This is a genomic window from Massilia cavernae (assembly GCF_003590855.1).
GTDB lineage: Bacteria > Pseudomonadota > Gammaproteobacteria > Burkholderiales > Burkholderiaceae_D > Telluria_A > Telluria_A cavernae.
In genome coordinates this window covers 20,232-42,512 of the sequence record NZ_QYUP01000094.1, presented here as the reverse complement: position 1 = coordinate 42,512, position 22,281 = coordinate 20,232, and the positions used below count along the sequence as shown (strand labels likewise).

The following is a 22,281-nucleotide window of genomic DNA, read 5'->3' as shown; positions in this document are numbered from 1 at the left end:
TCGTTGGCGGCGCGCGCGTCGCATGGACGCGCGGCCGGTATGGCGATGTGAGGCTTTACGCGATGACGTCGACGGCCTGGCTCTGGAGCAGCGCGAGCAGGCGGGCGATTTCTTCACGCATCTTGCGGCGGTCGACGATCATGTCGACGGCGCCTTTGGTGACCAGGAACTCGGCGCGCTGGAAGCCTTCAGGCAGCTTTTCGCGCACGGTGTTTTCGATCACGCGCGGGCCGGCGAAGCCGATCAGCGCCTTCGGCTCGGCGATCACGACGTCGCCCATGAAGGCGAACGACGCGGACACGCCGCCCATGGTCGGATCGGTCAGCACGCTAATGAACGGCAGCTTTTTCTCGGACAGCTTGGTCAGCATGGCGGTGGTTTTCGCCATTTGCATCAGCGACAGCAGGCCTTCCTGCATGCGCGCGCCGCCGGTGGCGGTGATGCAGATGAACGGCACCTTCTGCTCCAGCGCGACCTGGGCGCCGCGCACGAAGCGCTCGCCGACCACGGAGCCCATCGAGCCGCCCATGAATTCGAATTCGAAGCAGGCCACGACCACAGGCAGGCTCATGACGGCGCCGCCCATGACGATCAGCGCGTCGGTTTCGCCAGTGGCGTCCATCGCCGCTTTCAGGCGGTCAGGGTATTTCTTGCTGTCTTTGAACTTCAGGGTATCGACCGGCAGGGTTTCCTGGCCGATTTCATAACGTCCGCCTTCGTCCAGCAGCGCATCGAGGCGATCGCGCGCGCGGATGCGCATGTGGTGGCTGCACTTCGGGCAAACATGCAGGTTCGACTCCAGATCGGTGCGGTAGAGAACCGCTTCGCACGACGGACACTTTACCCAGAGGCCTTCCGGCATGGTCTTACGCGCAGCGGCATCGGAGCGCTGGATCCGCGGGGGCAGCAGTTTTTCTAACCAACTCATGAGTTCTCCTTCGTACAGCGATCTTCAGTGGTCGGTAGTGTAGCCGTTCGCGCTTCGAATGTCGAATCGTGTGAATTTGCCATCATTTCCCACGGCGACAAATACACGCATTTACATCGCCTTAGCGTCGCTGAATTATTTTACAGGTTGTTCAATTTCGCCCGTGCGTTCGTACGTACACTTTTCGAAACAAAGGTATATTTACTCGCAGCATTGTTTAAAAGAATTGACCTGAGTAAGAGTTCGAGAGTATATTTTCTAATAAGAAATTAGTAATTAAAGCAGGCACATAATGACATGCGCCTGTCGCTGGCATAGGGGGCCATGTGATAAACAACACCCGGCTCGACGCGTCGCTCGACGACGTCGACGAAACCGCACCGATCGCAACGATGCGCATAGTACTTGCCGTCGCGACCATATTGGCGATGATTATCGATCCCAATGGCATCGGCGATCCCCATCCGTTTACTTTACTGGCGTTTTACGCATACACTGCGCACAGCGCCGTTATCTATATTTCCGTGCGACTAGGCGGCGAATTGGGCGACTCCAAACTGGTGCACTGGCTGGACGTGTTCTGGTTCAGCCTGGTATTAGTTATTGCGGGACCGCAGACCGGATTCTTCTACCTTTTCTTCTTTGCAATATCGACCGCGGCATTCCGTTGGGGTTACGACGAGGGTGCGCGGGTGACGCTGGCATGCGCGGTACTGTATTGCCTCGCCGCCACGCAGGCGGCCGACCAGACGGAACTGGCGCGCATGCTGCTGCGCGCCACATTCCTGCTGGGACTAGGCTATATGGTGTCGCACTGGGCGCAGGCATCGATCAAGCAGAAGCGCCGCATCGCCTTGCTGCGCGACGTCAGCCGCTTGTCGAATCCGCGCTTTGGCGTGGAGGACACAATTGTGTCCGTGCTGGAACAGATCCGGGTATTCTTTGGCGCCACCTCGTGTTTTTCCCTGACGCGGGAAAACCCCGCCTGTCCCTGGATCTTGCGCAAGGCCGACTCCAACGCCAGCGGCGCCCCCCTCCGCCCCTGCGTGCTGGACAGTGAAGCTGCAGCGCCGCTGGTCGCGGCGCCGCCGACCTGCAGCGCGCTATTCCGCGCATCGCTCCTGCCCTTCGTGCCGTGGCCCGGAGCATTTCTCGTCAACGACGCCACGCGGCCCGGATGGCATAAGGCCCCGGTAGCCATCGGCAACAGCCTTGCCGACATCCTCGGGGGGCGCTCGTTCATCTGCGTGCCCCTTCCGCTACGAAACGGCGAAGGCCGCATTTTCGTCGTTGCCCCGCAAGCCACCCTGGACAAGGGCGACGTGCGCTTCCTGGCGCAGGTGGTGGCACAAGCCGTCCCCGTGATCGAGAACATCGAATTGCTTGACCGCATGGCGTCGGACGCGGCGCGCCGCGAGCGCGTGAAGATGTCGCTCGACCTGCACGACACGACCGTCCAGCCATACATCGGCATGTCGCACGTATTGCGGGCGCTGCTGAGCAAGGCCGGCGACGCCAACCCGATAGCGCCCGACCTGCGCCAGGTGGCGGACATGGCCGACGCCTACATTGCCGAATTGCGCGAGCTGGCCGGCAACCTCGCGCGCGCCAAAAACGACGAGCCTGCATTCCCGTCCGCGCTGCGCGCTCATGCGTCCCACATGAAGGAGTTCTATAACCTCGACATCGCCCTCAGCGGACATGAGACGGCCGGCATCCACGACCGCCTCGGCGCCGAGGTATTCCAGATTGTCAGTGAAGGCGTCAGCAATATCACAGGGCGCGCCAGACGCTTGGCTACGCGCGGTGCGGTCGAAATTTGCGCCGGACCCACGGCTTGGCTGCACATCCGCATTGAAAACGAATGTCGTCCGGGCCCCGCTGCCCCCTTTCGTTCCGCGTTCGATTTCGGGAACGGGCCGTGGCATTGGGTGGCTTACGCCTTACGTCGGCCAGCGAGCGAAGGCGGGCCATCCGGGTCCATGTCGACATTTCCGGTATACGGTGCGGCCACCATGGAATCCCGGCCAGGAAAGCTCCTATCAGGAGTCATGCTGGTCTGGACGGACCACAGACTATGCCTGTGGGATTGGGAACGGCTGATAGAGAGCGAAGCGTACGGCATGAAGGTGGCGGCGAGCGTCATCCAATCCGCGAGGAATGCGCTGCTGCCGCCTGCACACTGGTCGCCGACGGTGATCCTGCTCGGACTCCTGTGACATTAACGGCGCAATCGCTCGATCGACTTCCTTCCCAGCCTGCTGGTCACGGCGCATCGCGCCCTGTATTTGTCAGTCGGAGCGCGCGACGAGGCGCTGCTGGACCGCGCGGTGGCTGGCTCGGCGCGCGCGGCGTGTTGCGCAAGGACGCGCCGGCCGAAGTGGGTAATTTGGCGGCGGGGCCCCATCGAGAAAGTTCGACCAAGGGGCCGAAAATAAGGCCCCCCCTGTGGGGTCGACCATGAAATGATGCCGTTCTTTCGGCGCCTTCATGCCAGCCACGCGCATTCCCAAGCCGGATCCCCACGCCGAAACTCGCATGGGCTCACCATGAGGGAATCGCCAGATCGTCGCGCGATCATCGAGGGCAACGGATGACGAACAAGGGGCGCTCGCGCAAGCCGTTTCCTGCTCGGAGCACAACGTTGCGCAAACTACTGGTCTCGATCTGACAAGAAGGCTGGAAGTAAACAACCGGCTCGAACTGACGTCTTCGCGGTGAACACCGCACCTCTGGCGACCTGCTGATGGAACCATCTCCGCGCGACGCTCCGGTCCGCCTCTTCTTCGCGCCCAGTTTGCGAACCTTTGCGACTCGCTGCAAAACTTCGTGCGATCGCGCGACGTGAGTTGTCCGGCCTGGCAACCAAAAAAACAGACAAATGTCTCCGCCATAAAGGGTCGTTTGGTGCGATCGGTTGTTGGTAAGCAAGGGCATGACATTAAGACATCAGCGCGGTGTATTGATCCGGAGCAGGAAATACCGAACGAAGAGCCAGCAGAAGTGGAAGGTAAGCCATGTACTTCTCGAACAACTACGCCCAGCGTTTCGTGACGATTTCCTCGAAGGTAGAAATCGGGGTTCGCATCTTATTGAAGTACGCCCTCGCTGGTCTCTCTTGCCGTCATCTGCGTCCTCGGCGTCAATATCGCATTGATGTAGGAGCCGGATCGATAGATGCAACGCACGCGCTGAACATTGAGCACACACCTTATCGCTACCTAGAACCTGAAGGGGACCATCATGAAAATTCCATCAGAGCTTTATGCAGGAAGAAGAGTGCGTAGACGGCAATTGAATATCGGCCTGATTCGCAGCGCTGATCGCTGTAGTTATTATCGCTCCTTCGACATCGTGGAGACGTAGCTGGAAATAGTGTCACTCGCGATTTGGGACCGAGCTTGGAACAGGCACGCCGTAAATAAAAAATACTCGCCCGCTCCCATAGCCGGGGCGGTGCAATTCCAATCACGAGTCGCCCATGCGCCGCTATCTTGTCATTGTACGACGCAACGCAGTGTGAGCCTCGTGGCTCTCTGTCGTCATGCTTGGTTGCTTGCACGACGGTTGACGTTTCGTGTAGCATGCTGCATTCCCAACTGGCTTTGTTTCGCGACCGGCGCAACGCTCGCGTCGTCATCTCAGCGATTCTCGCCGTCCGGAGGAAGGCGCGATTTTTTGCATCGTGGACGGGATGGCAGTTGGAAAGTTCGCCCTGATGCCATTGTACGTTTTTCGCACGATGGGTGCAGCGACGTTGAAGTTGATGGGCCATGGTCGGCGCATACCTGGGCACGCCGCAGCCAATTTAAGTACGAGTGCTAGCCCACCGACGCGCGGGTGCTGGCATTGCTCGCTCAGCCACTGCAAGCGCCCGTTGCGCCCAACTCGTCTGTCCAACCTCCGCACAATGATTGTGCAGCGTACATATTAGTGCATATGGGCGTGCGCAGCGGCCGGAGACGACACAGCCCACGGAGTCAGTCGAAAGCTCGCCCTACGCCGTCGCCACCCGCCGAACGCTTGCCGATTCTTCTTGTCGTACTGAACGTGCACTGGGCAGTTTGTCATGACGTAAACTGCAACTGCTGGCTGAACCCGATATCCGAACGCAGGAAAAGTTGCTCCCGGTCGCCGTCGACCAACACTCGATCCACGTGCCGCCACGAACCACTACCTGGAGACAGTGCCTGCCGTTTCGGTATTTCCTGGTCGAAATGGCGGTCCAAATCCTGTTCCTTGCGCGACCTGGTGCGGGCTGCGCGGATACTGGCCACACATGAATCGCTGAGCGTGGAACATCGATGCGATCCGCTGATCGTCTTCATGGCGTGCGGAAAAACGTGCGAGGCCGTCACCCGCACTCTGGCGAGCCGGCACCGACGCCGATATTCCTACAAGCTGACTGGAACCTCGGAGGGTGCTGCGGCGCCGAATACCGTGAACGCTTGGCGGCTACCGCGGGCCCGTGCGCCGGTTCACGGCTCGTAAAGCTACAGCAACGAAATCCAGGCGCGCATGCGGTGGCGGCGATGCACATCTCGCGCGGCTGATGTCAATGCAGAATGCGCGACAGTCGTGGTCAACTACCGGAGTGCTGGACCTAGCTGGGCGCTGCCATGAATCGGGCAGCGCCCATTGTTCATCCACGGCCCGGCAGCAGCGGCAAGACCTAGCCTGGGCCGAACGCCTCGCGGGGCTGCTGAGCCGGGCCGATCAGCGTGCCGTATGCAATCTATGCGCGGCGGTGCAGTCGTCCAGGATGTACGACCCGTCGTGCACCACGCGCGGAAGGTAGCGGCCAGCGCCGAAAGACCTGCTGCGCCGAGCGGCCTGGTGCGGGACCCCCACCGCCTGTGTAAAGCTTGCCGCGTCCCGCCGTGCTGACCCGGGGGCGAGCTGACGCTCGACATGCTCGACCTGAAGTTCGACCAGACCACCCGCTACTACCAGGCCCCGCCCCACCTGAAGGCCAACAACGGCATTTTCATCATCGACGACCTTGGCCGCCAGCGCTGCTCCCCGACCGACCTGCTGAACCGCTGGATCGTGCCGATGGACCGCAAGCTGGACTTCCTGGCCCTGCACACCGGGTACAAGTTCCAGGTGCCGTTCGACGTGATCGTGGTGTTCTCGTCCAACCTGCCGCCGGCGGAGCTGGGCGACGGCGCCTTCCTGCGCCGCATCGGCTACAAGGTCCACGTCGGCCCGATGCTGGAAAACGACTACAAGCGCATCTTCATGGGCTGCTGCGAACAGTACGGCATTGCCTGGTGCGCCGACACTTTTGATTACCTGATCCGCGAATACCACCAGCGCGAAGACCGCGCGCTGCTCGCATGCTACCCGCGCGACCTGCTGTCGCAGGTGCGCGACAAAGGCGCCTACGAAGGGGAGACGCCGGTACTGACGCCCGCCTCGATCGGATGGGCATGGAAAAACTACTTTACCGGCGACCAGCACACCGCGCCGGAGACAACCGGCTTAGGTACGCCAAACAAAGGTGAATGACATGAAAAATACACGTGGACTCGTCATGCTCGGAATCGCACTGGTACTGGCCGTCGCTGCGGTGATTGCCGCCGCCAGCTGGATCAAGTCCCGCGCCAGCGGCAACACTACCCAGGTGGCGGTCGCCATGGTCGACATCAGCCTGGGCTCGCGCATCACGCCCGAAATGATCCGCATGGTCGACTGGCCGTCGGGCGCAATGCCTCCCGGCGCGTTCACCCAGGCCAAGCTGATCGACACGCGCGTGACCCGCGCGACCATCCAGCGCGGCGAGCCGATCATGGAAACCAAGCTGGCGCCACCAGGCACGCAAGGGGGGCTGTCCGCGGTTGTCGCCAACGGCAAGCGCGCCATGACGGTACGGGTCAACGACGTAGTCGGCGTGGCCGGCTTTGCCCTCCCCGGCAATTTCGTCGACATCCTGGTCAACACGCAGGAAGACACCACCAAAACGGCCAACAACCGCGAGATTTCGATTTCGAAAATTGTCCTTGAACGCATCCTGGTCCTGGCAATCGCCCAGGACCCCAACCGCGACGACACCAAGCCCAAGGTCGTCAACGCCGTGACGCTCGAACTGACGCCGGAACAGACTGAAAAGCTGGATGTGGCGCGCAGCGTCGGCACGCTTTCGCTGGTGCTCAGGAACCAGATCGATCCGGATCCGGTAAATACCGACGGCGCCACCAAGAACGCACTGCTGGGAGCACCTGTCGTGCGTCCTGCGGTAGCCCGCGCCGCCCGCCCTGTCATCCGCAAGGCAACCCTGGTTCGTCCACGCGAACAGGTTGATCTGATCAAGGGGCTGGACCGCAGTACCCAACAATTTTGACAAGAACCGGGAGAGGTGCAATGCGTACATTTTTGAGGCAGGCTGGCACAACGGGCCGTCGCAGCGCCGGCGCCATCGCCGTCATCGCAGCGTTCGCGCTGGCCGCCGCACCGGGCCAGGCCGCGCCTAAAAAGAAGGTCATGCAGCCGGCCAACGCCGCGCCTGCCGGCGGCGTCGTGAACCTGGCGCCGCAGGTCGCCCTGGCCGAGGGCAAATCGACGCTGATGCGCCTTCCTTATCCCGTATCGCGCGTGTCGGTCGGCGACGCCCGGATTGCCGACGTCATCCTGCTGAACCCGAGCGAGGTCTACATGCTCGGCAAATCGGTCGGCACGACCAACCTGATCCTGTGGAACAAGCAGAAGGACGCCACCATCATCGATATTTCAGTGTCCATGGACACCAGCGCCCTGCACAGCCGCTTCGCGGAACTGGTCAGCGGCGAGAAGGACGTCAAGATCACCGCCGCAGCGGACACGCTGGTACTGTCGGGAACCGTGTCCGACGTGGTCACCCTCGACCAGATGCTGGCGCTCGCCAACGCCTACGTCCAGCGCGGCGGGAAAGAAGGCGCGGCGGCAGGCGGTGCTGCCGGCGGTGGGGCGGCGCAGATGAAGGTGATTAACATGATGTCGGTCGCCGCGCCCCAGCAGGTGATGCTCGAAGTTAAAGTAGCCGAGGTCTCGCGTACGCTGGTCGATCAGCTTGGCGTCAGCCTGGGCGGTAGCCGCACCAACGGCAGCTGGACCTACAGCATCCTGTCCAACCTGCTGAGCAAGAATCCGAGCATCCTCGACGCCTTCAACAACAAGAATGGCAATTTCGCGACGCTGGACGCGCAGAAACGCAACGGCCTGCTGAAGGTGCTGGCCGAACCAACCATCATGGCCGTCAGCGGCCAGGAGGCCAGCTTCCTCGCCGGGGGGAAAATCTTCATTCCGGTCAGCCAGACCAACAACGGCGGCATTCCGACCATTTCGCTGGAAGAAAAGGAATTCGGGGTGGCGGTCAAATTCACGCCAACCGTGCTGGCAGGCGGCCGGATCAACCTGAAGGTGGCGCCGGAAGTGTCGGACCTGAACAAGGACGGCATCGGCATTACCGCCACCGGCATATCGGGCACCGCCATCCTGCCTTCGTTCACCACGCGCCGCGCCACCACCACGGTGCAGCTGCTCGACGGCCAGAGCTTTGCCATTGGTGGCCTGATCAAGAACAACGTCACCACCAACGTCAAGGCCTTCCCGTTGCTGGGCGAAGTGCCGGTGCTGGGCGCGCTGTTCCGCAGCAGCGACTTCCAGACCGACCGTTCCGAACTGGTCTTCATTATCACGCCGCACCTGGTCAAGCCGCTGCCGCCCGATTACAAACTGCCCACCGACGACTACATCGAGCCGTCGCGCGCCGAGTTTTTCCTGGGCGGGAAACTGGAAGGCGAGCGCAAGGACAGCCCTGCGCCCAGCCGTGCCGCCATGGCGACCCCGCCTTCCGGCTTTGACACCAAATAGGAGCATGCCATGAAACCGCACCTCACCGTCCCAAGCCTGCTCGCCCTCGCCGCCTGCCTTGCGGGCTGCGCGCATGAACGTCCGGTCGGCGCCAGCGTCAGCCTGGCCATGGCCCAGCAGGTCATCGATCCGCTGGCCGGCAGCAACCGCGACCCGGTGAAAGGGATCGACGGCCAGGCCGCCAAGAGCAGCTACGACGCGTATCAAAAGTCCTACCGCTCGCCGCAGCCGCAGCCTAATGTGTTCACCATCGGTATCGGAGGCGCGCGCTAGGCGGCGGTCATCATGCTACGAAACTCACATTCCCGGCCCCAGTTCCCGCGCCGCAGGCGCGAAGGTGGCGTTGTCGCGATCATCGTCGCCCTGTCGATCTTCGTCCTGGTCGGCTTCGGCGCGCTGGTGCTCGACCTCGGCCACCTGTTCGTCAACAAGACCGAACTGCAGAACGCCGCCGACTCGTGCGCGCTCGCCGCAGCCAACCAATTGGTGTGCGACCCGGACGTTGGCCCCTGCCCTGCCGCCTTCCTCGAAGACGCCGTGGCGGCCGGCAGCTTTGTCGCCTCGAGGAACACGAACGACTTCCAGAAGCGCGCAGTGTCGATCGGCCGCAACGACATCCGGTTTCATACCGCAATTGGTCCGAACAGCTCCTACCTGAGCATCGACGAAGGCGCGCTGCCGGGTTCGAAATTCGCGATGTGCGTGGCCCGTTCGGCGCCCATCCGGACCTGGTTGATGCAAGTTCGCCAAGCGATTGCGCCCACCACCGTCGAAGCGCGCGCGGTGGCGACGCTGGCGCCCGGCCAGACCGCTTGCGCGGTGTCGCCGGTCGGCGTTTGCTCCTTGAACGCTACGCCACCCAGCTATGGCTACTCCGTGGGCCAGTGGATCACGTCAAACTTCAACAGCGGCGCGGGCGGCGATGAGCTGGCAGGGAATTTCCGTTGGGTTGATTTCACCCCCAACTCGGGCGGCACCAACGAAGTGCGTGACCAGTTGCTGGGCAACGGCTCGGTATGCGGCGTCAGGGTGGGCGACGACGTGCGCGAGTCCGGCGTCAAGCAGGGAGCGAAAAGCGCATGGAACACGCGTTTCGGCATATACCAGAACGGCGCCAATGCGCCCACCCCTGCCACCGTCGCGCCGGACAAGACCGGCTATTCCTACCCCAGCAAGAATCCGGGCACGGTAATCGGTATTGGCACCAGCGCCTACGCCGACTACCGCCTGAAGCAGGCGCTTCACAAGCCATTCACGTCCAACGAGTATGCGCCTAACGGCGCCGCCGGGAACGTCGGCGGCAACGAATCGACGTCTGCCGAGCACCTGACTTATGGAAGCGAGCGGCGCCTGGTCGCGGTGCCGATCGTCGAATGCGGCAAGTCGCCGGCCACGGTGAAGATCCTTAGCATGGCTTGCGTGCTGATGCTCAACCCGATGTCGAATGGCGCGTCCGGCGATATCTACCTTGAATGGCGCGGCATGGCCGATGCCGCCAACAGCCCGTGCCGCAGCGCCGGTATCGCCGGCGGAACCAACGGACCGCTGGTCCCCACGCTGGTGCAATAGGAGGAACGATGAATACCAAGCGCAAACAGCAAGGCTCTGTCCTGATCGAAATGGCACTGCTGCTGACGCCTTTGCTGGTGCTCGCCTTTGGCGTGACCGAATTCGGCCGCGCGATGTATCAATACAACGCGATCGCCAAAGGTGTGCGGGATGGCGCCCGCCACCTCTCCCAGTTCGCGCCAGGCGAAGCAGGCCGCATCGACGAGGCTCGCTCGCTGGTCCTGTGCGGAAAACTCGCCTGCGACTCGGCCCCGCCTTTGGTGACAGGCATGAGCACCAGCTACATCCGTGTGAACGACCGCACCACCAACACCGCCTACAACCTGCAGTCCACCGGGCGCGGCACCGTCAACCTGGTCAGCGTGGAGGTGTCCGGCTTCCAGTTCCGGAGCATGGCCCCGGCATTCGTGCCTAACTTTACGTTCTCCCCGATCCACGTCACGATGGTGCAAGTGTTATGAAACCGCCCGCCTTTATCCCCATCAGGCGCCAGCGCGGCGTCGCCGCGATCGAGTTCGCACTCATCATTACGCTGCTGCTGACGCTCCTGTTCGGCATTATCGAATTCAGCCGGGTCACGTTTTACTGGAATGCCGCCACCGAGGCGACCCGGCTCGGCGCCCGCCTCGCCGTCGTGTGCGACTTCGACGCCTCCGTCATCAAGACGCGCATGGCCAACCTGTTCCCGGTCATCCCCGCCGACAACATCAGCATCGACTACCTGCCGGACGGCTGCGCCATCGACACCTGCCAGCAAGTGAAGGTAAAAGTCGCGCCGGCCGCCGTCGTTACCTATATCCCGTTCCTGAAATTCACGCCGAAGTTCCCGCCTTTTTCCACCACGCTGCCGCGGGAGAGCATGAAATCGACCTTCGGAGGTGTGGCCAACCCTGTGTGCATGTAGGCCGCCGGTCCTGGTATTAATTAACCGTATTGGAGCTATCGTGAAGATCACCGTCGTATCACGCAATGAAAGACGCCTGGCCGAGATTGCACGGCTGCTGCGTGAACGCAGCGATGCCGACGAAATCGACGTCGTTGCCGGTTCGCTGGAACGGCTTGGCAATTTGAACGCCCAGAACGCGCCCGAGCTCCTGGTGCTGGATCACCCGTCCGGGCAGGCCGACGACCTGGCTCGCCTGGAACGACTCGGCGGCGCCTTCCCGCGCATGGAATTCATCGTGCTTTCCGAAGTGCACACGCTGGCGTTCCTGATGGAAGCCATGCGCGCCGGCGTGCGCGAAGTACTGCCATGGCAAGTCTCGGCCGACGCCCTGTTCCCCGCCGTCGCCCGGATCGACGAGAAGCTGCTGCAGCATACCCATGCCAACGGCAAGGTGCTTGCCTTCGTGTCGTGCAAGGGCGGCAGCGGCGCCACCTTCCTGGCGACCAACCTTGGCTATGCGCTGGCCGAGCTGGCCGGAAAGCGCGTGGCGCTGGTGGACCTCAACCTGCAGTTTGGCGACGCCTCGCTGTTCCTGGCCGACCAGAAGCCGGTAGCCACGCTTGCTGACGTGGCCTTGCAGATCCACCGGCTCGACGCGTCGCTGCTGGCCTCCAGCATGATGAACGTCACCCCCAATTTTTCGGTGCTGGCGGCACCCGACAATCCGGGCCATGCGGGCGACATACTGCCGGAGCACATCGACGCCTTGTTGCGGCTGGCGCGGCGCCACTACGATTTCGTCATCCTCGATGTCGGCCGCAGCCTCGACCCGGTCAGCCTGCGCGCGCTCGACCAGGCCGACACCGTGTTCCCCGTCCTGCAAACCACGCTGCCGTATATCCGCGACGGCAAGCGCCTGATCGAAGTATTCCGTTCCCTTGGCTATCCGAAGGAGAAGATCCAGGTCATCGTCAACCGACACGAGAAAAAAAGCGACATCAAGCTGCATGACCTGGAAAGGGCCTGCGCCACCACGGTGACGATGTCGGTGCCGAACCACTACGAAACTGCGGCGGCATCGGTGAACCAGGGCGTACCGGTGATGAAGCTGGCAAAGAACAGCCCGATCGCCAGGGCGCTGAAGACGATGGCGCTGCAGATCGCCCCACCCGTGCAGGTTGCGCAGCATGGCTGGGTCGCCAGGATATTCAAGGGCGCGCAGGCCGCTGCGATCGGCGCCCCGGTTTTTGAGGAGAAACAGCCATGGATGCAGAAATCATGACACTGCGGGACCGCCTGGCGACAACGGCGAGTTCCCAGGGCGGACTGCCCGCCGCAGTCCCGCGCGCCGCAGCTGCGGGTAATTACAGCCAGCTGAAACACCGCATCCACCAGGCCTTGCTCGACCGGGTGGACCTGGAAAGCCTGCAACTGCTGTCGCAGGAGCAGATCCGCGACGAACTGAAGATGCTGGTCGAGCACCTGCTCGAAGAGGAAACGGTCGTCATCAACGAGGCCGAGCGGCGTAACCTGACCCGCGACATCCAGAACGAAATGCTGGGTTTCGGCCCGCTCGAACTGCTGCTTGCCGATCCCACCGTGTCGGACATCCTGGTCAACACCCATAGCCAGGTCTATGTGGAGCGGCGCGGCAAGCTGGAACTGACCGATGTGCGTTTCAGCGATGACGCCCACCTGATGAAGATCATCGACAAGATCGTGTCGCGGGTGGGCCGCCGCATCGATGAGTCGTGCCCGATGGTCGATGCGCGCCTGCCGGATGGCTCGCGCGTGAACGCCATCATCCCGCCCCTTGCGATCGACGGACCGGTCATGTCGATACGGCGCTTCTCGGCCGAACCGCTGCGCCTTCACGACCTGGTCGAATACAAGAGCATGACCAGCGCCATGGCCGACATACTGCAAGGACTGGGCAAGGCTGAGATCAACATCCTCATTTCGGGCGGTACGGGCAGCGGCAAGACCACCATGCTGAACGTGATCTCAGGCTTCATCAGCCCGGAGGAACGCATCGTCACCATCGAGGACGCGGCCGAACTCCAGCTCCAGCAGCCGCACGTGGTACGGCTTGAAACGCGCCCTGCCAACATCGAGGGAAATGGCGAGGTAACCCAGCGCGCCCTGGTGCGCAACGCCCTGCGCATGCGGCCCGACCGCATCATCTTGGGCGAGGTGCGCGGCGGCGAAGCGCTCGACATGCTGCAGGCGATGAACACCGGCCATGAAGGATCGATGGCGACCATCCACGCAAACACGCCGCGCGACGCCCTGACCCGCCTGGAAAACATGATCAGCATGGCGGCGGCCTCGCTGCCAAGCAAGGCAATGCGCCAGCAGATCAGTTCCGCCATCGGCGTGGTGCTGCAGGTATCGCGCCTTACCGACGGCAAGCGCAAGCTGGTGTCGATGCAGGAAGTGACCGGCATGGAGGGCGACGTCATCACGATGCAGGAGATCTTCCAGTTCAAACAGACCGGCCTGGGGGAGAACGGTACCGTGATCGGCCACTTCTGCGCAACCGGCATCCGGCCGCGCTTCGTCGACCGGCTGCGCACCTACGGCATCAGCGTTCCGGACAACCTGTTCGACCCGACCCGCCAATTCTCATAGGCCGCCATCATGGACTCCCTTTACTTTGTTTTTGCGACCCTGATCTTCGTCGCCGTGGTACTGCTGATCGAGGGCGCATACCTGACGTGGAACTCCGCCAAGGGGCCCGAAGCCGAGCGGATAAACCGCCGCCTGCGCGTCATGTCGGCCGACCATGCCAGCAAGGCCGTGTCGATCACCAGGAAACGCGTGATGAGTTCTTCGCCCGCGATCCAGCGGCTGCTGTCCACCATTCCGCGCGCGGCACTGCTGGACCGCCTGTTGCTGCAATCGGGAAAAAGCTGGACCGTCGGCCAGTTCCTCGGCGTTTCACTGGGCCTGGCCGCTGCGGCGGCGCTGGTCGCCGCCTGGTTTGCAATGCCCTTGCTGATCCAGCTTGCCGCCGGTGCCGCCGCCGCCATTCTGCCGCTGCCGCTGGTGAGCCGCGCGCGCAGCGAGCGCCTCAACCGGATCGAAACCCAGCTGCCGGACGCGCTGGACCTGATGAGCCGCGCCCTGCGCGCGGGGCATGCCTTCCCCACCGCACTGAAGATGGTCGGCGACGAAATGAGCGATCCGCTCGCCGGCGAGTTCTCGATCGCGTTCGATGAGGTCAACTTCGGCGTGTCGATGCCGGACGCGCTCATGAACCTGGCCAATCGTGTGCCCAGCACCGACCTGCGCTACTTCGTCATCGCTGTGCTGATCCAGCGCGACACCGGCGGCAACCTGTCCGAGCTGCTGGACAACATCGGCAAGATTATCCGGGACCGCATCAAGCTGCTCGGCCACATCAGGGTGCTGTCGGCCGAAGGCAAGATGTCGGCATGGGTGCTGGGCCTGCTTCCGTTCGGCGCGGGCGCACTCATTCAACTGACCAATCCAGAATTCCTTTCGGTCCTGTTCACCGACTTGGCCGGACAAAAAATGATCGCTGCCGCGCTCTTCATGATGGCTTTGGGCGTGCTCGTGATGCGCAAGATCATCCGGATCCGGGTATGAACCGGCCAATCACTTTCTCGGGACCGATGCCATGACTATCCTCGAACTCGGCTTTCTCACCCTGGTTTTCGCGCTTGTGTTTGGCGTTGCGTTGCTTGGACTGCGCCTTGCCAACGGCACCGTGGTCCGGGGACGGCTGGACGCCGTCGGCATGCCTTCCGATGCTCCCGCCGCTGGCCCGGCGCCCTGGATGACCAAGGTGGTGGCACTGGCCGAACCGGTCGCCAAACTGTCGCTGTCCGACGATGCCGCGGAAGGCTCGGTAATCCGGGTGCGCTTCCTGAATGCGGGTTTCCGCCATCCGTGGGCGCCTATTGTATTCTTCGCGGCCAAAACCTCGCTGGCGATCGGACTCCCGCTCGCCGTATTTTTCGGGCTCAGCATTTCGAGCAGCACCTTCGGCAGCAATACGCTGCTGATGTACGTGCTCGGCGCCACTGCCATCGGCTACTACCTGCCGAACATGATCCTGAAAAACATCACCAAACGCCGCCAGCGCGAAGTCTTCGAAAGCTTTCCGGATGCGCTGGACCTGCTGACAGTGTGTGTCGAAGCAGGTTTGGGCATCGACGCCGCGCTGACGCGTGTAGCGGGCGAAATCGGCCTGAAAAGCCGCATCCTCAGCGATGAGCTGAACCTGGTGACACTGGAACTGCGCGCCGGCAGCAGCAAGGAAAAGGCCCTGCGCGGGCTGGCGGTGCGCACCGGCGTCGACGACGTCGACGCGCTGGTGGCGATGCTGATCCAGGCCGAACGTTTCGGCACCAGCATCGCCGCATCGCTGCGGGTGCAGTCGGAACTGCTGCGCACCAAGCGCCGCCAGCGCGCCGAGGAGCAGGCGGCCAAGATCGCGCTCAAGCTCCTGTTCCCCCTGATTTTCTTTATTTTCCCGTCGCTGCTGGTCGTGTTAATGGGGCCAGCCTTCATCCAGATCTATCGTGTCCTGCTGCCGACCTTCGCCGGCACCAACTGAAAGGAAGCATCATGCTGAACCAGCGCCTGGCCCTGACCATCCTGGGAGTCTGCCTGCTGTCTTCGTGCTCGCACTTGCCGGGGCCGTTGCAACTGATGATACAGCCGGTGCAGCAAGTCCGCCATGCCGCCAACGACATGTCCTCGGGCTATTACCGGCTGGGCCGCTATCACCAGGAACGCGGCGACCTGGAACTGGCGCTGACCGCCTACACCTATGCGATCGCGCGCGATCCGGCCGCCCCCGAACCGCGCATCGCCGCCGCGATCCTGCACGCCCGGCAGGGACGCCTGCCGCAGGCGCGGGCGATGCTGCTGGCCGTCTGTGCGGAGTATCCGGAGCTGGTCCAGCCACGCAACAATCTCGGTTATGTGTACTACTTGCAGGGCGAGTACGCGGCGGCTGCCGCCGCGTTCCGCCAGGCGCTGGCACTCGAACCGGCCAATGAACGCGCGCGCAACAACCTCGCGCTGGCCGACAGTGCTTCCGCCCAACCCGTGGCGGGAAACCTGCCGCGTCCTGCCCCGCTGGCGTCGCCGGCGACGGGAACAATCGCTGGCGCACCTCCCACGCCAGCGGCTGTCCCCGTCGCCGCCGCGGCTCCAGCCGAGCAGGCGAGCGGCATGCAGCTGGTCCGGCTTGCACCGAACAGGTACGAATTGCGGATGGCGGAGAGGACGCAGCCGTCGCCGCTGGCAGCCGTTTCCGCGCCGGCACCGGCCGCCGTGCCAGCGCCGCGCGTGAAGCTGGCGGCACAACCCGCCAATGCCGTGAAACCGGCGGCGGCGCCGGCGGCGCTTGTGAAGCCGGCGCCGCCCGCTGCTGCTGTAAAGCCGGCGACTCCGCTGGCCGCAGAACACGCCGCTGTCGTGAAGCCGTCTGCATCGCGCCTTGAAATCGCCAACGGCAACGGCGTCGCCGGCATGGCGAGGCGCTACAAGGAATTGCTGGGCAAGCGTGGTATCGCGGTCAGCCGCCTTACCAACGCCAGACCGTTCGGACGCGCCGGATCCAGCATCGAATTCGTCCCCGGCTTTGAGCGCCAGGCACGCGAACTGCAGGCGGCGCTGGGCGGAAAACCCTCTCTGCAGAAGGCCGCCGCGAATGCCGGAACCGACCTGCGGCTGGTGCTCGGCAAGGATGCCGTCGCCTGGACCGAAAAGCCGGTGACCGCTGCATTACCAACCGTCCCCCTCCTCACGTCCGCAGGGCTGACGGCTTCGATCAATAAACCATACGTGGAGCGCAAATGAGAACAATAACTAGCCGCGCGGCGACCTGGACGTCCGCCTGCATCATGGCAATGGCAATGAGCGCCTGTGGCGGCAGCAGCGGAGGCCCCGGCGGCGCGTGCACCATCCTCGATCCAACCCGGGATCCAAACCTGCCTTCGTGCGGCGCAAGTGCCGCGCCAGGCGCGCCGGCGGCAATCGCTCCGCTTGCGCTTAGTGTGGTCGATGCTTCGGGTGCTGCCGCCAGCTCCGTGTCGCCCCAGCGTTCCGCGATGGTCAGGGCACTGGTGAAGGACGGCAGCGGCAAGGCGCTTCCGGGTGTCGCCGTCGCCTTCACCAGCACCGACAAGACCGCGTCGATGGTGCCGTCGTCCGGCACCGCGCTGACCGACGCCTCCGGCATTGCGAGTGTTGGCCTGGTGGCAGGTGCGCAGGCTGGCGCGTTTACCGTGAACGCTACCGCCACCATGGGCGGCGCCAGCGCGACCGGCAGCACCAATTACAGTGTGACCTTCCCCGCGCTGACCATGAGCGCGCTGACGATCGGCCCATCGCCGCTGTCGGCGGGCGGCACAGCCAGCGTGGCGGTGACGGTACTTGAAGGATCGTCGCCGTTCGCACCCGCGCAGACCGTTACCTTCAGTTCGCCATGCGCTGCGGCTGGCAAGGCCGTCATCAGTTCGCCGGTCAGCACTGTGGCGGGCGTTGCCAGCACCTCGTATATCGACAAGGGCTGCGGCGCCTCCGACGTGATTACCGCGTCGACCACGCTGGCCGGCGCCAGGATCAGCCAGGCCGGAACGGTCAACGTACAAAGCGCGGTTGCGGGCCAGCTGGCCTTCGTGTCGGCGCTGCCGCAGAATATCTCGCTGAAGGGCACCGGCGGCGCCGGGCGCCTGGAATCGTCCACCGTGATCTTCAAGGTGCTCGACAAGAATGGCAATCCGGTATCCGGCCAGCGCGTCGATTTTGCGCTGACGACGACGGTTGGCGGGCTGACGGCCAACCCTGCCTTTGCGACCACCGGAAGTGATGGCACGGTCAGCACAGTTGTGGCAGCCGGGACTGTAAATACACCGGTGCGAGTGATCGCAACAATCAACACGTCGATCACGACACTTTCCGACCAGCTAGTAATTTCCACCGGCATACCGGACCAAAACAGCTTCACGATTGCGACGGAAATCTTCAACGTCGAAGGAGTCAACTTTAGCGGATGCCCGACGCCCGTAGGATCGATGGTGACTGTCCGCCTCGCCGACCATTTCAACAATCCGGCACCAGACGGGACTGCAGTGAGTTTTACCGCGGAGGGCGGGACCGTTGACGCTTCCTGCCTAACCGGGCTGGTTAACACTACGCTTACGGACGGTAGCGTAATTTTACAGAAGGGCATTCCTGGATCTTGCAGCGTGCGCTTTTGCGCTGCTAACCCGCGCCCCTCAGATGGACGCGTAACAATCTTGGCCTACGCACTTGGGGAAGAAAGCTTTGTTGATCAAAAAGGAACGAATATCTACTACCAAGAATCTTCGGATCCGTTCCAAGATTTGGGTGAACCTTTCCGAAATGACCGCGCCGTAACCGATCTGAATGCCAATGCAAACTGGGGCGTCGAAGACTCAAACTGGAGCGAAAAGCCGCGCCCCGCCAATCCCAACGACGGGTGGACACTTGGAAACAATTTAGTGAGGCAAACGGGCGAGATTTTTATCGATTCGGATAACAATGGAGGCTGGAACCAGTTAGGAGAAGGCCAATACAACGGCGTCTTAAAGGTCGTACCTACCCCGCCGGTTCAAATGCCCGTGACACACGTCCGTGGTGCGCTTGTTCAGGTAATGTCGAGAAGTTCGGCAGCAATCGACTCGCTTGGCGCCCAGTCTTTCGCCCTAAGCCATTGCACTACGGGCACGCCTTTCGTTAATAACGCGGTGACGATAAACCTAGCTATCCGCGATACGAACCCGACAGTATTCGAGAAGAACCGGGCAAGTGCTACTCAACTGGCGTTCGATCTCCCGGGGAATATTTTGCCAGCCGGCACTTTAATTGAGTTCAAAACATCGAATGGTAAGTTGCTTACTCCGACTTCGTTTGTCGTTCCTAATACAAACGACCCACGCGCCGAAGCTTGGATATATCCGGTGCAGATGCAGAGCGATGCGATTCAAAATCCGAATACTCTCGCCTGCTCCAATGAAGTCAGTAGCGCCCAGTTGACGGTGAAGGTGACGACGCCGATGGGGGTGATCACCACGCGCAACTATCCGGTGACGGACTAAACCGAACGAGCGCAAGTCGGAGACAGACCAAGGGACAGACCACCATTTTGGAATATTTCAAAATGGTGGTCAGCGTGACCCAGTCTGACCCATATTTTGGAACATTCAGTTCGATTGAACGTCGCTACTGGTGTGGGGTCTGTCCCCGATTCATGAAAGTTTTTACGCCTGGTTTGCGCTGTCGAGGGCGGTGCGGATGGCGGAGACGAAGGATTGCACCGCTTCCACTGCCCGCTCGCGCGGCGCGTTTTCCAGTTCCTGGATGATGCGGCTGCCGATGACGACGGCGTCGGCCACCTTGCCCAGCGCCTTCGCCGTCTCGGCGTCGCGGATGCCGAAACCCACGCCGATCGGCAGCTTGACGTGCTCGCGCACCGACGCCAAACGGCGCGAGACGTCCTCGATGTCGATGTTGCCGGCGCCGGTCACGCCTTTCAGAGACACGTAGTAGCAGAAGCCGCTGCCCACTTTCGCCACTTCGGCGATCCGCTGCGGCGTCGAGGTCGGGGCCAGCAGGAAGATCAGGTCAAGCCCGTTGGCCTGCATCGACCTGGCGAATTGCTCGCACTCTTCCGGCGGGTAGTCGACCACGATGGCGCCGTCGGCGCCCGCCTCTTTCGAGGCCTTGATGAAGGCGTCCGGGCCGATGCGTTCGATCGGGTTGGCGTAGCCCATCAGCACCACTGGCGTAGTCTGGTTGGTCTTGCGGAATTCACGCACGTAGTTGAAGACGTCGCCAAGGCTGATGTTGAATTTCAGCGCACGCTCGCAGGCGCGCTGGATGACGGGGCCTTCGGCCATCGGGTCGGAAAACGGCACGCCGAGTTCGAGGACGTCGGCGCCGCCGGCGACCAGCGCGTGCATCAGCGGCACCGTCAGTTCGGGCGCCGGGTCGCCCGCGGTGATGAAGGTGACGAGGCCGGTCTTGTTTTGTGCGGCGAGCGCCGCGAAGCTTGCTGCGATTCTGGACATGTTTTTTCTCTTTCGTGGCTTGTAGGTTGGAGGTGGGTCTAGCTGAAGTCCAGCCCCATCATTGAAGCCACGGTGTGCATGTCCTTGTCGCCGCGTCCCGACAGGTTGGCGAGGATCAGTTTGTCCTTCGACAGCGTCGGAGCCAGCTTGGCCGCATACGCGAGCGCGTGCGACGATTCCAGCGCCGGGATGATGCCTTCGATACGGCAGCAGTCGTGAAAGGCCTTCAGCGCTTCCTCGTCGGTTACCGACACGTACTGCGCGCGCGCCGAGTCCTTCAGCCACGCGTGCTCGGGTCCCACGCCCGGATAGTCCAGGCCCGCCGAGATCGAATGGGTTTCGATGATCTGGCCGTTCTCGTCCTGCAGCAGGTAGGTGCGGTTGCCGTGCAAGACGCCGGGAATGCCCGCCGTCAGCGACGCCGCATGCTTGCCGGAGTCGATGCCGTGGCCGGCCGCTTCCACGCCCACCAGCTGCACGCCCTTCTGGTCGATGTAAGGGTAGAAGATACCCATCGCGTTCGAGCCGCCGCCGATGCAGGCGACCACATAGTCCGGCTGGCGGCCGGTCATCTCGGGCATCTGCACCAGGCATTCCTCGCCGATCACGGACTGGAAGTCGCGCACCATCATCGGGTACGGGTGCGGGCCGGCCACGGTGCCGATGATGTAGAAGGTGTTCTCGATGTTGGTGACCCAGTCGCGCATCGCTTCGTTGAGCGCGTCCTTCAGCGTCCTGGAGCCGGATTCCACCGGCACCACGGTCGCGCCGAGCAGCTTCATGCGGTACACGTTCTGGGCCTGGCGCCTGACGTCCTCCGCGCCCATGTAGACCACGCATTCGAGCCCGAAGCGGGCGCAGATGGTGGCCGTAGCCACGCCGTGCTGGCCGGCGCCGGTTTCGGCAATGATGCGCGGCTTGCCCATGCGCCTGGCCAGCAGCGCCTGGCCGATCACATTGTTGATCTTGTGCGCGCCGGTGTGGTTCAGGTCTTCGCGCTTGAAGTAGATCTGGGCGCCGCCCAGTATGTCGGACCAGCGCTTGGCATGGTAGATCGGCGAAGGACGGCCGACGAAGTGCTTCAGCTCATAGCGGAATTCTTCGAGGAAGCCGGGGTCGTGGCTGTAGCGCGCGTAGGCTTCCTTCAGTTCGGCCAGCGCGTGGCTCAGGGTCTCGGCGACGAACGAGCCGCCGTACGGGCCGAAATGGCCTTTGGCGTCGGGCAGCTGGTAGTCGGGGGTCTTGAACAGTTTCGCGGCGCCGCCGCGTTCAGGTACTTCTTTCATTGGTAAACTCGCTTTCAGGGGTGGCGTCGGCTGCCCGGACCGCCTGCGTGAAGGCGGCGATCTTGTGGGCGTCCTTGATGCCCTTCTGCTGTTCGACACCACTGCTGATGTCGACCGCATAGGGACGTACACGTACCACCGCGTCAGTCGCGTTTTGTACGCTCAAGCCACCACTCAAAACGACCCGAGGCGCGATTTCTTTTGGGATGAGGGACCAATCGAAGACCTTTCCTGCACCGCCGTAGGCATCCACGAAAGTGTCGAGCAAAAGACCCGAGAACAGTGGACTGGCGGCGCGGTATTGATTTTCGTATTCTAGCAGTTCGACGGGCCGGGTGTCAGGGCGTACCCGGAAGGCGCGCAGGAACGGCCGGTTGGCGATCTGGGCCAGCGCGGCGCAGTGCTCGGGCGACTCGTCGCCGTGGAACTGCAGCTGCGACACCGGCGCAACGTGGGTGACCGCCGCCATTTCCTGCGGCGTGGCGTTGACGAACAGGCCCACCGTGGTGACGAACGGCGGCACCGCCGCCATCAGCGTGGCGGCGCGGGCGGCGGTGACGAAGCGCGGGCTCTTTTCGTAGAAGACGAAGCCAAGCGCGTCGGCGCCGGCGGCTACCGCGGCGGCGACGTCTTCGGGGCGGGTCAGCCCGCAGATCTTGATGCGTGTGCGCTGCATGCGCCCTCCTT

At 62.8% G+C, this 22,281-nt stretch carries 19 protein-coding genes; 14 read left to right on the top strand and 5 right to left on the bottom strand.

From position 1 onward, the window contains the following. Window positions 1-55 precede the first annotated feature (55 nt). The gene (accD, locus tag D3872_RS10115) at window positions 56-928 is read right to left on the bottom strand and encodes an acetyl-CoA carboxylase, carboxyltransferase subunit beta (protein WP_119810659.1); all 873 of its coding nucleotides are present in this window, start codon (window positions 926-928) and stop codon (window positions 56-58) included. A gap of 326 nt (window positions 929-1,254) precedes the next feature. On the opposite strand from accD, the gene D3872_RS10110 reads away from it, so the two are divergent. From D3872_RS10110 to D3872_RS10050, 13 genes are all read left to right on the top strand, one after another. Further along, window positions 1,255-3,147 carry a histidine kinase gene (locus D3872_RS10110; protein WP_119810658.1) on the top strand — a complete coding sequence of 631 codons (1,893 nt, stop codon included), beginning with the start codon at window positions 1,255-1,257 and terminating at the stop codon, window positions 3,145-3,147. A 2,692-nt stretch (window positions 3,148-5,839) separates the two neighbouring features. Continuing rightward, window positions 5,840-6,439, top strand: coding sequence for a DUF8689 domain-containing protein (locus D3872_RS10105; protein WP_119810657.1), 600 nt, complete (start codon window positions 5,840-5,842; stop codon window positions 6,437-6,439). A gap of 1 nt (window position 6,440) precedes the next feature. Then, entirely contained in the window at window positions 6,441-7,271 is an 831-nt protein-coding gene (gene cpaB, locus D3872_RS10100) for a Flp pilus assembly protein CpaB (RefSeq protein WP_119810656.1), read from the top strand. A 20-nt stretch (window positions 7,272-7,291) separates the two neighbouring features. Next, the gene (locus D3872_RS10095; protein ID WP_119810655.1) at window positions 7,292-8,779 is read left to right on the top strand and encodes a type II and III secretion system protein family protein; all 1,488 of its coding nucleotides are present in this window, start codon (window positions 7,292-7,294) and stop codon (window positions 8,777-8,779) included. Between the two features lie 9 nt (window positions 8,780-8,788). Further along, window positions 8,789-9,052: a hypothetical protein gene (locus D3872_RS10090; protein ID WP_119810654.1), complete on the top strand. Its 264-nt coding sequence runs from the start codon at window positions 8,789-8,791 to the stop codon at window positions 9,050-9,052. A 12-nt stretch (window positions 9,053-9,064) separates the two neighbouring features. Further along, window positions 9,065-10,348 carry a pilus assembly protein TadG-related protein gene (locus tag D3872_RS10085; protein WP_119810653.1) on the top strand — a complete coding sequence of 428 codons (1,284 nt, stop codon included), beginning with the start codon at window positions 9,065-9,067 and terminating at the stop codon, window positions 10,346-10,348. Between the two features lie 8 nt (window positions 10,349-10,356). Beyond that, window positions 10,357-10,809 carry a TadE/TadG family type IV pilus assembly protein gene (locus D3872_RS10080; protein ID WP_182915759.1) on the top strand — a complete coding sequence of 151 codons (453 nt, stop codon included), beginning with the start codon at window positions 10,357-10,359 and terminating at the stop codon, window positions 10,807-10,809. Continuing rightward, window positions 10,806-11,252: a TadE/TadG family type IV pilus assembly protein gene (locus tag D3872_RS10075; protein WP_119810651.1), complete on the top strand. Its 447-nt coding sequence runs from the start codon at window positions 10,806-10,808 to the stop codon at window positions 11,250-11,252. Before D3872_RS10080 ends, D3872_RS10075 begins: the two co-directional genes overlap by 4 nt. Before the next feature lie 40 nt (window positions 11,253-11,292). Continuing rightward, on the top strand, window positions 11,293-12,516 hold the full coding sequence (locus tag D3872_RS10070; RefSeq protein ID WP_119810650.1) for a CpaE/TadZ family protein: 1,224 nt from the start codon (window positions 11,293-11,295) through the stop codon (window positions 12,514-12,516). Then, entirely contained in the window at window positions 12,513-13,865 is a 1,353-nt protein-coding gene (locus tag D3872_RS10065; RefSeq protein WP_119810668.1) for a TadA family conjugal transfer-associated ATPase, read from the top strand. The genes D3872_RS10070 and D3872_RS10065 overlap by 4 nt, the downstream gene beginning before the upstream one ends. A 9-nt stretch (window positions 13,866-13,874) precedes the next feature. After that, the gene (locus tag D3872_RS10060; RefSeq protein WP_119810649.1) at window positions 13,875-14,846 is read left to right on the top strand and encodes a type II secretion system F family protein; all 972 of its coding nucleotides are present in this window, start codon (window positions 13,875-13,877) and stop codon (window positions 14,844-14,846) included. A gap of 31 nt (window positions 14,847-14,877) precedes the next feature. Continuing rightward, window positions 14,878-15,819, top strand: a complete 942-nt coding sequence (locus D3872_RS10055; protein WP_119810648.1) for a type II secretion system F family protein — start codon at window positions 14,878-14,880, stop codon at window positions 15,817-15,819. Window positions 15,820-15,830: 11 nt separating this feature from the next. Then, entirely contained in the window at window positions 15,831-17,072 is a 1,242-nt protein-coding gene (locus D3872_RS10050) for a LytR C-terminal domain-containing protein (protein WP_119810647.1), read from the top strand. Here the strand turns inward: D3872_RS10050 and D3872_RS26035 are convergent. Next, on the bottom strand, window positions 17,044-17,454 hold the full coding sequence (locus tag D3872_RS26035; protein WP_220476921.1) for a hypothetical protein: 411 nt from the start codon (window positions 17,452-17,454) through the stop codon (window positions 17,044-17,046). The two genes, D3872_RS10050 and D3872_RS26035, sit on opposite strands and share 29 nt — an antisense overlap. Here D3872_RS26035 and D3872_RS10045 point away from each other — a divergent pair. Further along, complete coding sequence (locus D3872_RS10045; RefSeq protein WP_441295141.1) at window positions 17,339-19,336, top strand: hypothetical protein; 1,998 nt, start codon at window positions 17,339-17,341, stop codon at window positions 19,334-19,336. The genes D3872_RS26035 and D3872_RS10045 overlap by 116 nt on opposite strands. Before the next feature lie 162 nt (window positions 19,337-19,498). Here D3872_RS10045 and trpA read toward each other — a convergent pair whose 3' ends face one another. From trpA to D3872_RS10030, 3 genes are read right to left on the bottom strand one after another with little or no spacing between them, the layout of a single operon-like run. Beyond that, the gene (trpA, locus tag D3872_RS10040) at window positions 19,499-20,308 is read right to left on the bottom strand and encodes a tryptophan synthase subunit alpha (protein WP_119810645.1); all 810 of its coding nucleotides are present in this window, start codon (window positions 20,306-20,308) and stop codon (window positions 19,499-19,501) included. Between the two features lie 38 nt (window positions 20,309-20,346). Continuing rightward, window positions 20,347-21,594: a tryptophan synthase subunit beta gene (trpB, locus tag D3872_RS10035; protein ID WP_119810644.1), complete on the bottom strand. Its 1,248-nt coding sequence runs from the start codon at window positions 21,592-21,594 to the stop codon at window positions 20,347-20,349. Continuing rightward, a complete protein-coding gene (locus D3872_RS10030; RefSeq protein ID WP_119810643.1) occupies window positions 21,578-22,270 on the bottom strand; it encodes a phosphoribosylanthranilate isomerase in 693 nt (230 codons plus the stop codon). The genes trpB and D3872_RS10030 overlap by 17 nt, the downstream gene beginning before the upstream one ends. Window positions 22,271-22,281: the final 11 nt, after the last annotated feature.